Annotated in this window: 17 protein-coding genes and 2 pseudogenes; all 19 read left to right on the top strand. The window is 51.9% G+C overall.

The window, feature by feature from the left end; translation table 11 throughout:
- Positions 1-131: 131 nt before the first annotated feature.
- Positions 132-1293, top strand: a pseudogene (locus tag E308F_RS00090) (MFS transporter).
- 295 nt (positions 1294-1588) lie between these two features.
- On the top strand, positions 1589-2023 hold the full coding sequence (locus E308F_RS00085; protein ID WP_141262676.1) for an MOSC domain-containing protein: 435 nt from the start codon (positions 1589-1591) through the stop codon (positions 2021-2023).
- Between the two features lie 391 nt (positions 2024-2414).
- Positions 2415-2639 carry an FmdB family zinc ribbon protein gene (locus E308F_RS16770; protein ID WP_141262674.1) on the top strand — a complete coding sequence of 75 codons (225 nt, stop codon included), beginning with the start codon at positions 2415-2417 and terminating at the stop codon, positions 2637-2639.
- Between the two features lie 19 nt (positions 2640-2658).
- Positions 2659-3501, top strand: a complete 843-nt coding sequence (locus tag E308F_RS00070; protein ID WP_141262673.1) for an MBL fold metallo-hydrolase — start codon at positions 2659-2661, stop codon at positions 3499-3501.
- Between the two features lie 65 nt (positions 3502-3566).
- Entirely contained in the window at positions 3567-4193 is a 627-nt protein-coding gene (locus E308F_RS00065) for an SPASM domain-containing protein (RefSeq protein ID WP_216364416.1), read from the top strand.
- A 172-nt stretch (positions 4194-4365) separates the two neighbouring features.
- On the top strand, positions 4366-4743 hold the full coding sequence (locus tag E308F_RS00060) for an iron-sulfur cluster assembly scaffold protein (RefSeq protein WP_141262671.1): 378 nt from the start codon (positions 4366-4368) through the stop codon (positions 4741-4743).
- A gap of 3 nt (positions 4744-4746) precedes the next feature.
- Positions 4747-5166, top strand: a complete 420-nt coding sequence (locus E308F_RS00055; RefSeq protein ID WP_141262670.1) for a Fur family transcriptional regulator — start codon at positions 4747-4749, stop codon at positions 5164-5166.
- An 80-nt stretch (positions 5167-5246) separates the two neighbouring features.
- The gene (locus tag E308F_RS00050; protein WP_141262669.1) at positions 5247-6146 is read left to right on the top strand and encodes a metal ABC transporter solute-binding protein, Zn/Mn family; all 900 of its coding nucleotides are present in this window, start codon (positions 5247-5249) and stop codon (positions 6144-6146) included.
- A gap of 50 nt (positions 6147-6196) precedes the next feature.
- The gene (locus E308F_RS00045) at positions 6197-6922 is read left to right on the top strand and encodes a metal ABC transporter ATP-binding protein (RefSeq protein ID WP_216363875.1); all 726 of its coding nucleotides are present in this window, start codon (positions 6197-6199) and stop codon (positions 6920-6922) included.
- On the top strand, positions 6909-7718 hold the full coding sequence (locus tag E308F_RS00040; RefSeq protein ID WP_373995619.1) for a metal ABC transporter permease: 810 nt from the start codon (positions 6909-6911) through the stop codon (positions 7716-7718). The genes E308F_RS00045 and E308F_RS00040 overlap by 14 nt, the downstream gene beginning before the upstream one ends.
- A complete protein-coding gene (locus E308F_RS00035) occupies positions 7709-8137 on the top strand; it encodes a Fur family transcriptional regulator (protein WP_141262667.1) in 429 nt (142 codons plus the stop codon). The genes E308F_RS00040 and E308F_RS00035 overlap by 10 nt, the downstream gene beginning before the upstream one ends.
- Positions 8138-8303: 166 nt before the next feature.
- On the top strand, positions 8304-8555 hold the full coding sequence (locus E308F_RS16390) for a hypothetical protein (protein ID WP_253256456.1): 252 nt from the start codon (positions 8304-8306) through the stop codon (positions 8553-8555).
- A gap of 44 nt (positions 8556-8599) precedes the next feature.
- Positions 8600-10063, top strand: coding sequence for a 4-alpha-glucanotransferase (gene malQ / locus E308F_RS00030; RefSeq protein ID WP_253260363.1), 1464 nt, complete (start codon positions 8600-8602; stop codon positions 10061-10063).
- On the top strand, positions 9969-10223 hold the full coding sequence (locus E308F_RS16385) for a 4-alpha-glucanotransferase (RefSeq protein WP_253260362.1): 255 nt from the start codon (positions 9969-9971) through the stop codon (positions 10221-10223). The genes malQ and E308F_RS16385 overlap by 95 nt, the downstream gene beginning before the upstream one ends.
- Positions 10224-10372: 149 nt before the next feature.
- Positions 10373-10990 (top strand): FmdE family protein, encoded by a 618-nt coding sequence (locus E308F_RS00025; RefSeq protein ID WP_141262666.1) that lies wholly within the window; start codon positions 10373-10375, stop codon positions 10988-10990.
- 35 nt (positions 10991-11025) lie between these two features.
- Positions 11026-11193, top strand: a pseudogene (locus E308F_RS00020) (iron chelate uptake ABC transporter family permease subunit); the annotation flags it as partial.
- A 157-nt stretch (positions 11194-11350) separates the two neighbouring features.
- Entirely contained in the window at positions 11351-11806 is a 456-nt protein-coding gene (locus tag E308F_RS00015; RefSeq protein ID WP_141262665.1) for a DUF134 domain-containing protein, read from the top strand.
- Positions 11807-11818: 12 nt separating this feature from the next.
- Positions 11819-12322, top strand: coding sequence for a PDGLE domain-containing protein (locus E308F_RS00010; RefSeq protein ID WP_141262664.1), 504 nt, complete (start codon positions 11819-11821; stop codon positions 12320-12322).
- Between the two features lie 436 nt (positions 12323-12758).
- The gene (locus tag E308F_RS00005; RefSeq protein ID WP_172613786.1) at positions 12759-13190 is read left to right on the top strand and encodes a replication initiator protein A; all 432 of its coding nucleotides are present in this window, start codon (positions 12759-12761) and stop codon (positions 13188-13190) included.
- Positions 13191-13353: the final 163 nt, after the last annotated feature.

Raw genomic sequence — 13353 nt, 5'->3', positions numbered from 1 at the left:
TCCAGATTCCCCAATTGCTCACGGCCCTGGCAGGAGGGGTTATAGCGGTTATAGTGTATAAAGCCTTGCCAGAGATGGGAAAGAACCGTTAAATCTTTGGACGGCTCATTAAATTGCAAGGGGTTCTTTTCATGTTTAACGTCCTCATCACCTGCCTCACTAGCCTGCTGACTGATATTTTCACGGAGATGGTTTATCCTTTGTTACCCCTTTACCTGACCACGGCCCTGGGGGGCCAGCCCTGCTATCGTCGGTATTATTGAAGGATTGGCCGAAAGCCTGGCCAGCATCCTCAAGGTTTTTTCCGGCGCTATTTCCGATCGTCTGGGACGCAGAAAAACCTTGGCTATCGGCGGCTACGGCTTTTCAGCCCTGGGCAAGGTCTTTCTCGTCCTGGCGACCTCTTGGGGCTGGGTGTTGGCCGGCTGTTTGGCCGACCGCTTTGGCAAAGGGGTGCGCACTGCTCCCAGAGACGCCATTATCGCTGAAGCTGCCGCGGCGGGGCAGCGCGGGGCCGCCTTTGGCTTGCACCGGCTCATGGATACCCTAGGGGCCAGCCTGGGGGTGGTGCTGGCTTATTATTTCTTGACAGGCTACCGAGGGGATTACCGGGCGGTTTTCTTGTACTCCCTTATCCCCGCCGTTTTAGGGGTTGCCGTCCTGTTGCTGGTACGGGAAAGGGGCTTCGCCGGCCTCCAGGCGAAGAAAATATCCTTTAACTGGCGGGTCCTTGACCCACGCTTACGATCCCTCCTGGTGGTTGTTTTCCTCTTTACCCTGGGTAACTCCTCCAACCAATTTTTGCTGTTGCGGGCCGAGAATCTGGGATTTGCCCCGGAAACGGTCATACTCTTATACTTCGTTTATAACCTCGTCTACAGCCTGGTTTCTTACCCCGCCGGTCGCCTGCAGGACCGCATCGGCCGGCGGACGTTGCTGGTCCTCGGTTACCTGGTTTATGGCCTGGTATATCTAAGTTTTGCGGTGGCTCAGAACCCGTCGGCTATGTGTTGGCTCTTTGCCATATACGGCCTCTATAACGGTTTTACCGAAGGTGTAGAAAAGGCTCTGGTGGCGGATATAGCGCCTCCGGAGCAGAAGGCAACCCTTATCGGCCTCCACGCCACCGTAGTGGGCATAGGCCTTCTGCCGGCTTCCACCCTGGCCGGCTTTTTGTGGGATACCTTCGGTCCCCAGGCGCCCTTCTACTTCGGAGGCGTAGCAGGTATGCTGGCCTCCTTGGGCATGTGGTGGATCTTTCGACCGGGTATAACGGACTATCAACACAAGTAAGGAGGCTTTTTAAAAAATGCGCTGTGATCAAGGTGGAGTTTATGCCTGTAGGACTGGGGAACTGCAGCGATTACCGGCTAATTGTCCCATGCAGGAGAACGACACCATTTATCAGGAAGCCAGGGCTGAATACCAAAAGCCGGAGATAAAAAATTGCTTTGAACGCCGCTCGAACAGAGGCTGCCGGCTACGGCGTCTGGACACGGTTGGAAGAAATCATGGAGTTTTCACCCTTTAAAATCTACGAACCTTAGAACCCTGCTAATTTTTAATTTGTAAAGGTGAGGCAGAGAGTATGTCGACAGGCAAAGTTATCGGTGTTAATCTTAGTGCGCGGAGAGGAATAAAGAAAATTAACGTTGGTTCAGGTTATTTGCTGGCTGATTACGGTTTGCAAGGGGACGCCCATGCGGGAACAAGCCGGCAGGTGAGCGTTTTTATGGCTGAAAGGGCTGAAGAAATGGCCGAGGCCTTAGGCCTTCCCTTTCAACCGGGTGATTTTGCCGAAAACATTACCGTCCAGGGCATTAATTTAGAGGGAGTTGGGGTAGGGGCTAGACTTTTAGTAGGAGAAGCAATGGTTGAGGTTACACAAATCGGTAAGCAGGAAGATGAACCTTCAAGCCTCTTTTTTCCGGGGCCGGCGCCTTTGAAGACCGAAGGTATTTATTGCCGGGTGATAAAAAGCGGTTGGGTAAAAACAGGTGACCGGGTAACCATAATTACGTAAACTTAAAACGAAAGGGGAATAAATATGCCAGGCGGTTGGAGTGCAGGAATGGGGAGCGGATGGGGAAGGGTTACAGGTGGCGGCAGAGGGAGAAGAATGGGAGGAGGCAGGGGTAGGGGCCAAGGCATCTCATCCACAGGCGGGAAGGGCCAGAGCTCTTGGGCCGGAAATTGCGTTTGTCCTCAGTGTGGCCTGCAGGTGCCGCACCAACTGGGGAAGCCCTGTGTTGACACAATCTGCGCCCAATGTGGGGCAAGAATGATTAAGGGGAATTGAAGGAGTATAATTTTCCCGGTAGCCCCCTTGTGTGGCAAGGGGGCTTTTTTGCAACACAATATTGACATATGTTCTTTATAGATTTATACTAGAGTCAAGCGGGGGTGAACAGTAAATGCCGGAATTTGAATTCAAATGCAGCGATTGCGGGGCTATAAGTACATTTAGCAAGCGAGAAGATGCGGATATTTGTCCTAACTGCGGCAGTACGAGATTAGTAAGGATATTCTCGGCGCCGCATATAGTAAAAAGCCGTCCCGAGGCGGGTGGCAAAACCCTGTGCTGCGGGAGGGATTCCCGGCCGGAAGGCTGCACGCCCGGCGGTTGCTGCCACGGTTAAAAGGGGAGGGTAAATAAGAATGGCCGGAACCATTGAAATTATCAACCTGGTAGACAATACGGTCACCTCCAGGGGCTTGATAGCCGAGCATGGCCTGGCTTTCCTGGTACGAACCGGGAAAAGGACCATCCTTTTCGATACCGGGGCCGGGGGTGCCGTTGTCCAGAACATGTTGAGCCTGGGCCTCGATCCGCGGGAAATTACAGCTATTGCCCTGAGTCACGGCCATGACGACCATACCGGAAGCCTGAAAAAGATCTGCGAGATTACTGGCCCCCTTCCCGTATACGCCCACCCCGATATCTTCGTGGCTAAATACCGCCTCCGGGAAGGGGAGGAAGCCAGGTATATCGGCATCCCCTGGTCGCGGGCAGAATTAGAGGCAAGCGGTGCGGTATTTCACCTCTCCCGGCAACCCGTCGAGCTGGGGGAAGGAATTTTTTTAACCGGCGAAATCCGTCGTCGACAGGCTTTTGAAGCTATAAGCCGGGAATTTCGCCTCCTTGCCGGTGGCGAATACCTCCAGGACAGCCTCTGGGACGACCAGTCTTTAATCATCACTACCAGGGAAGGGCCGCTGGTGCTCCTGGGCTGCGCCCACTCCGGCTTGATCAGTACCCTGGAGCACGTCCTGGACATTACCGGTGCCAGCCGCATCTTCGCCGTCATCGGCGGTACCCACTTGAAGGACGCCGGCCCGGAGCGGCTAGAGGAGACGATAAAGACTCTACCGCGGTTTGGTCTCCAGTACCTGGTAGCCTGCCACTGTACCGGTTTTCGGGCCAGTGCCGCCCTCTACCAGGCCCTGGGAGATAAGTTTATTTACAATGAAGCAGGACGTACCTTCAGGTTCGATTGTTAACTACATACAGGACATGCGAGGCTCATATTACAAGTCTCAAGCGATTGCTTACTAATATTAGCCGCTTGGCAGATATCAAACAAAAGCGAGGTAGCCCTTTACCCAAAATTATCTGTTCTTACCTGATGACCAGGAAAAATTTACTTGAACTCCCGGCCTTCATAGAACTTGCGGCCAGCGCCGGGGCTGATGAAGTGGTGGCCACCAACCTGGATCTCACCCTTTCCCCGGAGATGGAAGAGTTAAGGGTGTTTGCTTGTCCGGGAGAAGCACTTCCTGGAGACTACCTTTTTGCTGTTCAGGCTGCCGAAGAGCAGGCCGGGCGTCTGGGCCTTAATTTAAGAGTTTATCCACTGCAGTTTAATCTTGACGTCATGGTCTGCGATGCCTGGCCCTTAAAACATATTTTCATCAATAGCCACGGCGAGGTAGCCCCTTGTGTTTACCTTGGACTGCCCTATAAAGGTGTAGCACCCCGTTACTTTTGCCGGCAGGAAGCGCCCTTTACTCCTTTTAATTATGGCAAAATTACTGAAGGCTTGACCAGGGTGATTAAAAATAAAGCCGCCCGGGAATTTAAACAGCCCTTTCGTTACCGGCTGGACCTGACCAACCCTTTTCTCCTGGATAATCCGGAAGTACCGGCGCCTCCCCCGCCGTGTACCAACTGCTACAAGCTCTTTGGCTTGTAGCGCTATACGAAATAATGCGCTGCGATTGCCTTGAACGCCGCTCGAACTGAGGCTGCCGGCTACGGCGTCAAGGCCTTTAATATTTATTGACATGGGGCCATAAGGCGGATATAATAATAATGAACAAATGTCCAAAAGCAAGTTGAAGCTGATTCTCAGGGGGCTAGAGATAATGTACGGCGAACTGCTTCTCGATCATTTTATAAACCCGCGTAATGTAGGCGTCATAAAAGATGCGGATGGCATTGGCACTATAGGCGACCCTGACTGCGGCGACTATCTCTGTATTTATATAAAAGTAAAGGATAACCGGCTGGCAGACGTTAAATTTCAGGTTTACGGTTGCCCGGCGGCCATAGCTACCAGCAGCATTCTTACGGAAATGGCCAGAGGTAAGACATTGGAAGAAGGCCTTAAAATTACCGACGCCGATGTGGCGGCGGCAATTGGCGGTCTGCCGGAAGTTAAGCTACACTGTTCCAACCTGGGAGCCAGCGCCCTGCATGAAGCAATTCGCGATTATCAAAGAAAGTTTAAGGAAGGGGGTTAGGAAATGCCTGTCATTACCTCTTTACACCTGGAAAAATTTCAAGAAAGCGATCGGCGTTTAACCCCCCAGCGGCAGGCGGTTCTAAAGGCCTTTATGGAACTGTCCCGGGAACACCCTACGGCAGAAACCATTTACCATGCGGCGCGCCGGTACTGCCCGACGGTTGGAAGGGCGACCGTTTATCGGACATTGGATTTATTTACCCAGATGGGGATTATTGTTAAGGCTCCGACCCTTAACGGTTCGGCCAGATATGAGATGAATAGAAGCCCCCACAGCCACTTTGTCTGCTTAAAGTGCAGTCGTACCTACGAGTTTCAGAGAATGCAAGAGCCTCTAGGGAAATATACAAATGAGGAAGGGTTTGAAGTCCTAAGCACCTCTACAATCTTTTTCGGTTACTGCCCGGCCTGCCGCGAATAAAATTCATTGACATTTTTTAAGAGAAAAGTTATATAATTATAATGCAAATGCAAATCGATTGCAGGAGGCCGGGAGGTTAAATGAAAGTCGGTTACAAATCGCGGGGCATCGTCTTAAAATTACTGGTTATCGCCCTCATTTTTTTTATTGCAGGTTGTCGGGAAAAGGAAGGTCTAGTGCCGGCGGAAAGCGGCCCTTTAAAAATTTATACTACCTTTTATCCCCTTTATGATTTCACTAAAAAGATAGTTGGGGATAGAGCCGTGGTAGAGAATCTACAACCTGCAGGTGTCGAACCCCATGATTATGAGCCTTCGCCCCGGCAGATTGCTTCGATTTACAGCGGGAAATTATTTATTTTTTTAGGTGAACCCATGGATGCCTGGGCAAAGAAAATTGAGGGCCAGCTGCAGGAGAAGGGAGTCGTGACCTTGGAAGCGGGCCAAGGTCTGATAGAAAACAATGACCCCCACATATGGCTGGATCCACTCCTTGCCCGGGAGATAGCCAGGAGGATATTTGAAGCAGTGGCGACGGTAGACGGCGATAATAAAAGTTATTATGAAAAAAATTACCATGAATTGGATAAAAAATTTGCCATGCTGGACCGTGAGTACCGGGATACCCTGAACGCCGTTACTAGAAGAGATATCGTAACCTCCCATGCCGCCTTCGGTTATCTTGCCAGGCGTTACGGCCTCAACCAGATTCCTATCAGCGGGCTTTCACCCCAGCAGGAACCGTCGGCCCAGCAGATGGCGGAGCTCATAACCCTTTGCCGCAGCAAAGGCGTAAAATATATCTTTTTTGAAACCCTGGCCAGTCCTAAACTGGCCGAAGCCCTGGCACGGGAGGCGGGAGCGGGGACTTTGGTTTTAAATCCTATCGGCGGATTGACTAAGGAAGAGATGGAGGCCAGCGAAGACTACTTTTCCATTATGGCAAAAAATCTGGCGGCCCTCAAAAAAGCCCTGGAGTAGAAAGGAAAATCATTATGGACCGTTGCCTTGAATGTGGAGAAGTAGTTCGCATGAACGATGTCACCTTTGCTTATAACGGCATCCCCGTCCTTGAAGGGGTCAATCTAAAGGTGAACTGCGGCGATTTTCTTGCCCTTATCGGGCGCAACGGCGCCGCCAAGTCCACCCTGCTTAAAATAATGGTGGGTCTTCTTAGGCCGAAGGTCGGGGAAGTAAGGCTATTTGGCAGGGACATTAGGAACTTTCGGGATTGGGGCTTGATAGGTTACATTTCCCAGAATGCCGGCGATATCAATGCTTCTTTTCCCGCAACAGTGGCCGAGGTAGTGGCTTCCGGGTATTACGGGGGCTTGAAAGGGTTTTTGGATAGACGCGCCAGAAAAGATAATATAGACGAAGCCATGGAATTGGTGGGTATTAGAGATTTGGCGGGTCGCCTCATTGGCGAACTTTCCGGCGGCCAGCGCCAGAAGGTTTTTCTCGCGCGGGCCCTGGCCAAAAAGCCGGCGGCTCTGTTCCTTGACGAGCCTACCACCGGCATAGATGCCGCCGCACGGGAAGATTTTTATCGCCTTCTCGCCCATCTAAACCGGGAAAGGGGCATGACGATAGTTATCGTAACCCATGATATAGGGGCGGCTTTTACTAGGGCCCAAAAAATTGGCTGTGTTCGCGATCGACACGTCTACATTCATGAGCAAATAAATGAAGTGGACCAGAACCACATCGCCGACGTTCTCGGTTACCGTATAGGTGATGATTATGTGGATCTTTAGCTTTGATTTCATGCAGCGGGCCTTGATAGCCGGTATGATTACCGCCGTTCTGGCCGCCACCCTGGGTGTCTTTATTGTACTTAGAAGGTTATCCCTGGTGGGTGACAGTCTGGCCCATGCCAGCCTGGCCGGCGTCGCCGGAGGGATGCTCTTGGGTTTTTATCCTTTTTACGGCGCCCTACTTGCGGCGGCCGGCGCCGCTTTAATCATCGAGTTTATCCGCCGGGCCTTTCCTCGCTATGCCGAAGTAGCCCTGGCGGTAGTCATGTCCGGCGGCATGGCCCTGGCTGTGATAATGATCAGCTTAAAAAAGGTCTTTAACGCCGATCTCTTTTCATATTTGTTCGGCAGCCTGGTGGCCGTATCCCCAAGGGATGTGGCGGTCATTGCCGGTGCCGGCATATTTATCCTTATGTCCGTAACGCTTCTACATCGCGAGCTTTTTGCCATTACCTTTGACGAAGAGGCGGCGCGCCTGGCGGGAATACCGGTCACTGCCGTGAGCATTTATTTTACCTTGCTCACTGCCCTGACCGTCGCCCTGGCGGTAAGGGTGGTGGGGACCCTTTTGGTGTCGGCCTTAATGGTAATACCGCCGGCGGTGAGCCTGCAGGTTGCCCGCAGTTTCAAAGAAACTTTCGTTATAGCCATCCTGGCGGCCCTTATTTCGGTGACTTGCGGCCTGTACGCTTCGTTTATTTTCGATCTGGCCCCCGGGGGGACTATTGTGCTTATTGCGGCGGGGTTGCTGGTGGCAGTTATGGTTGGGAAAGGAGTAATAAAAAAGTGGATGTAGAAGAACTGTTAAGGCAAAACGACCTCAGGGTAACTCCCCAGCGAAAGGCCATCCTGGCGGTCCTTAAAAACACCCGCTCTTTTTTAAGCGCTCAAGATCTGTTCCAAAAGGTCATTGAAATTCTTCCCGGAACAAATTTTTCTACCGTTTACCGCAACATAGATTTATTGCTCGAAAAAGGGCTTTTATGCCGCGTTTCTTCCCAGACAGGTGCCGATTTATACGAACTGCGGCGGGAGGAAGGACACCATCATCACGCCGTGTGTAAAATGTGCGGCGCTTATTTTGCCGTTGACTTTTGTCCCATGGAAGAATTAATACAGGAATTGGACCGCAAAGGGTTCTTGCCGACGGAACATTGTTTTGAAGTTTACGGCTTGTGCGCGAAGTGCCGGGAGGGAAAAAGAAAAATTGAATAACCTTGGGAAGGGGAAAATTATATTTAATAACATCGCCTGGCAGGTAATAATTGATGGTTAGACGCGAAAAAGAATTGCATCTTTTGTACCAACTTGCTGCCTATATGGCGTAGAGCCCGCCTATCGCGATGGTGAGGGTAACCTCCAGACGGCTGAACCGGAAACGTTGCTGGCGGTTTTACAGGCCCTGGGAGCGCCGGTGGCTAATATGGCCGACGTCTTAAGGGCCGTGCGGGAGCGACGTCAGGAGCGCTGGCGTAAATTTTGTGAGCCGGTAACCGTGGTTTGGTCCGGTAGTAGTCCCTGCTTAGAACTCCGCCTGCCTGCGGCAAAGATTGCTAGCCGCCTGGAATGCAAACTACATTTAGAAGGAGGCGGGTTGTGGCGGTATAGCATGTACCCTCTTCCCTCCCCCTAACCCGGGCAGCCGTGGTGGAAGGAGCTGTTTATGAAGCCCGGCTGTTGCGGCTGCCTATAAAATTACCCTGGGGCTATCACCGCTTGTCTTTAAGTTTTGCCGGGGACGATAAAGAGGTAATGCTGATTTCCGCCCCTTTTCAGGCATGGAACCTGCCGAAAGGCCGGGAAAAAATATGGGGCTGCTTTGTGCCCCTATATGCCCTTCATTCGCAGCGCAGCCTGGGATCCGGTGATTTCGGAGACCTGGAGGCCTTTTCTAATTGGGTGGAACGGCTGGGCGGCAGTTTTGTCGCCACTCTACCCTTCCTGGCTGCTTTTCTGGATGAACCCATGGAGCCCAGTCCCTATCAGCCCGTAAGCCGCCTTTTTTGGAATGAGTTTTATTTGGACGTTTCTCAGCTGGAAGAAGTGCAGAAATCCCGAGAGGCCCGGGATTTCTTAAACTCGAAGGAATTCCAGGACGAAGCGGCTTTTTTACGGAAAACATCTTTTGTCGATTATCGACGGGTAATGGCTCTCAAGAGAAAAGTCTTTGCAATCTGTGCCCGTGAATTTTATAACAGTAACGTAAAAGGACAGGCGGAATTAGCCACCTGGGTGGCCGGCAAAAGGGAAGTTCTAGATTACGCCCGGTTTCTGGCCGCCGTGGAAAAAAGGCGTGCCGGCTGGACGGCGTGGCCGGCACGAATGCGGGACGGTTTTCTAAAAGAGGGCGATTATGATCGGGAAGTCGCGGCGTATCATTTGTATGTCCAATGGCAGGCCTATCGCCAGTTTCAATCCCTGGCCAAAGGCAATTTGTATCTCGATTTGCCCCTGGGAGTCCACCGCGAGGGATACGACGTCTGGCGCTACCGCCGGAATTTTTGCCTGGCGGCCAGCAGCGGGGCGCCGCCCGATGCTTTTTTTCGCGAGGGACAGGACTGGGGATTTCCTCCCCTGCACCCGGAAGGAATACGGGAAGACGGCTACCGCTATTATATAGCCTGCCTGCGCCATCACCTGCGCCATGCAGGTATTTTGCGCCTGGATCACGTCATGGGTTTGCACCACCTTTTTTGGATACCGAAAGGGCTTACAGCCGCGGAAGGAGTTTACGTTCGCTATCACGCTGAGGAATTTTACGCAATTTTGGCCTTAGAATCCCGGCGCCATAAAGCATTACTTGTCGGTGAAGACCTGGGTACGGTGCCGGGTTACGTCCGCCGTGCCATGGAGCGGCACAAGGTCAACCGCATGTATATCCTGGCCACCGAATACACCGGAAAGCCGAGCCGGGCCCTGGCACCGGTGCGTGCCGGGTGTTTGGCCGGCCTGAGTACCCACGACATGCCGCCCTTTGCTTCTTTTTGGCGGACAAGGCGGCCGTCTAAAGGCGGCTCTCCCCCTTTTCCTGTATCATCAAGGTTTTTTGTCAGTAGCCACGACGGAGGCTGGCAGCCTTTTACGTGGTTGCCTAGCCTATCTAGCCGCAAGCCGGGCGCAGCTTCTTCTCGTCAACCTTGAGGATCTATGGTTGGAAAGAGAGCCCCAGAATGTCCCGGGTACGGGAAACCGTTACCCCAACTGGCGGCGGAAAACGCGCTACAGCCTGGAGGAATTCAGCGGGATGTCGCAAATAGTGTCCCTGTTTAAAGAAGTCAACCGCCTGCGGGATGGGGATTAAGCGGCAGGATTTTAGCTTTGCATGGCGAATAAAATATTTAACAACCATGGAGGTTGTAAGATGTAACCACGGAGGGTATGTGCCCCAGAAGGGGCGCCTGAAGTGGTTATTTTTATTTTCTAGATGGGAGAAAAGGAGAGATTTAAATCATGGAACCAATTACCAACGATTGGGAAAGGGCCGTGGCCTTTCACGGGCATAGCTGCCCGGGCCTGGCCATTGGCTACAGGGCGGCAAAAATAGCCCTGCGGGAACTGGCTGCCGGCCGGGCAGGCGATGAAGAGCTGGTGGCCATTGTAGAAACCGATGCCTGCGGGGTGGATGCCATCCAGGTGCTTACTGGCTGCACGCTGGGAAAAGGCAATCTCCTTTACCGGGACTACGGCAAGCATGTATTTACTATTGGTGATAGGAAGACTGGTGCTGCCGTCCGGGTAGCCTTAAAAAGTGGAGCATGGCAGGAAGACGAGAATTACCGGAACTTGCGGGAGAGGGTTTTTAACGGCCAGGCCACACCTGCGGAAAAGGAGCTCTTTGACCGTTACCAGGAACAGCGCTTGCAATTTATCCTGGAGGCGCCGGAGGAGGAAATATTTAAAACAGAACATGTGAAGCTCGCCATGCCAGCGAAAGCCCGCCTTTTTAACTCCGTGACCTGCGCTTATTGCGGGGAGCTGGTGGCAGAAGTCCGAGCCAGGGTAAAGGAGGGGCGGTATGCCTGCATCCCCTGCGCTGAAAATTACAGCCGCGGCTGGGGGGTAAAGTAACCTTTCCGGTAGTTGTGATTGTGGACGAAGTGGTTTCTTTTCTGGGCATTATCGGCTTTATCGGCCTGGTAGGGCCGCACCTATTGCGGCGGGTGATTGACGGCGACCACCGCTTTTTAATCCCGGCCGCCAACGTGATGGGCGGGTTTTTGCTGCCGGCCTCCGAAACCCTGGACAGGACTGTCATTGCGCCGGTTGTTTTGCATCGTGATGGTCAATTAGTTATAGTTGGGAATGAGGTCTACCCGCATCGGCAAAAATAACGTAGAGTTGTAATTGGACATTCTTTCCTAATGGTTGACATAAGTCCACATTGAGGTTATGATAAGGTAAAGTAAAGCTTGAAAGCGGGGGACCATCATGCCGAGGCCACCCAAGTGCCGGCGGGTAGAATTTATACCAGGGATTACTTATTTTAAACCGGCAGCCGTACCTTTACGCCAACTGGAAGAAGTTGTCCTGGCAGTGGAAGAACTGGAAGCCATTCGCCTGAAGGATATAGAAGGCCTGGAGCAGGAGGAATGCGCGGCCAGGATGAGGGTCTCACGGCCTACCTTTTTCCGTATCCTCGGCGCAGCCCGGAGTAAGGTGGCCGACGCCCTGATTAATGGCAAAGCTATCCGGGTAGAAGGCGGGGTTTACCGCCTGGCAGGGGCAAAGGCCCGCTGTGAAGAATGTGGTTATGAATGGGAACCGGAAACTGAGGAGACTGGAACCTGCCCCCATTGCGGCAGTACAGATATCGCCGGCCCGGGCAGGGGCCGTTGCCGGCGTCACGGCTGGCAGGAAAGGAGGCGCACTTCAGAACCTTCCTGACCCAAGGCTCCTTTGGCCCATCTCCTGGTGGCCGGCCCGGCCGAGGGGATAGTTACCGGCCTGGTGGTCCGCTACCTTGAACGGGCTAACCCCGGCTTACTGCAACTTTACCCGGAGGCCAGGCCGGCAGCTCCGGCCGGGGCCGGCGCCCCTGGCCTCAAGGGACTGGCTACAGGGCTGGGTATCCTGATCCTGCTGTCACCACTGGGAATCTTGGCTAGCAGTACGGCCTGGGGCGAATGGGCACCGGAAGAGTTACAGCAGATGCTGGGTTTTGTCCCGGCCGGGATGGTTAAACTGGCCGCCAGCTGGTCCCATACCCTCTTCCCGGATTATACCGTTCCTAGGCTGGCAGGCAGTTTTGGGGCCGAGGCCCTGGGTTATATTCTGTCAGCCCTGGTGGGACTGGGGATAATTATAGCTATTTTCCTGAAGCTTTTAATGCAGGGCAACCTTATTGACGCAGCCTTTCATGAGCACCACCACCAGGGCTATTTTCACCTGCACGCCCATTAACTAGGTTATAGGAAATTACGGAAAATGCCAGCAGCTGCTCCCGGCTACTGGCATTTTTCTATATCTATATAAAGAAAAATACCAAGGCTCTCACGCCTTGGTATTATTGGTGCCGAAGGCGGGGGTCGAACCCGCACGGCCTCGCGGCCACCGGATTTTGAGTCCTAAAGATTAGGGTTTCGACAGTATTCGACAGTACCTTCTAATCCCTGCAAGTGTTGATTCTTCTAGGTTTCACGTGACAAATAATTTTTCCTGTACCCTTCTGGGTTGCTCAATATTATTACATCTGTTTGCGGTTTTGTTTGCGGTTTTTATTTAAAAAAATAAGGGGAGCCACCCAGTAAAAAAGTTAGCACTACCAATATTCTAGCAGACAGCAACTATAAAACCAAATAAGATAGCTAGCTCTCCTTTAAATGGGAGGGCTATGATTTTGGGAGAGTATTTCAAAGTCAATGAAGTAAACTCTATTCGATTCGTTATGGTGCCCAAAGTGTTATTGAAAAATCCGAAATATAAAGAGTTAAGCCTTGCGGCAAAGCTTGCTTACGGCTTACTATTGGACCGTATGGAGCTTTCAAGGAAAAATGGTTGGTGGGACGATAAGGGATGTGTTTACGTGAAGTACGCACGTGAGGAAATTGCGGAAGATCTGGGTGTTTCCATACCTACGGCGGTCAAAGTCATGAAAGAATTGGCAAAATATGATCTCATCCAGGAAATAAACCTTGGACGGGGACAATCCAAGGTTATATACATTATGAAGCCAATTCTAGAGGAAATAGACACGTACAAAAAAGAACCCGAAAGCCTTGAAACTCAACAGACTTTAAAAATTTTAAAGTCTAGACTTCAAAAAATTTAAAGGGAAAGATACTTACAATAATGATACTTACAAAAGTGTAGATTCTCACTTTAATTCGGAAAAGCTTCTCACAATAAATTAGACGAAGATAGCAGCAAAAGAATAAAGTTTCTCAGATTAAACCGGATATAGACAAACATCATTCTAAGATTGCGCCAGCAAA

The sequence above is a fragment of the Moorella sp. E308F genome (assembly GCF_006538365.1).
Taxonomy (GTDB): domain Bacteria; phylum Bacillota; class DSM-521; order Neomoorellales; family Neomoorellaceae; genus Neomoorella.
This window is presented reverse-complemented; position numbering and strand designations above follow the sequence as displayed.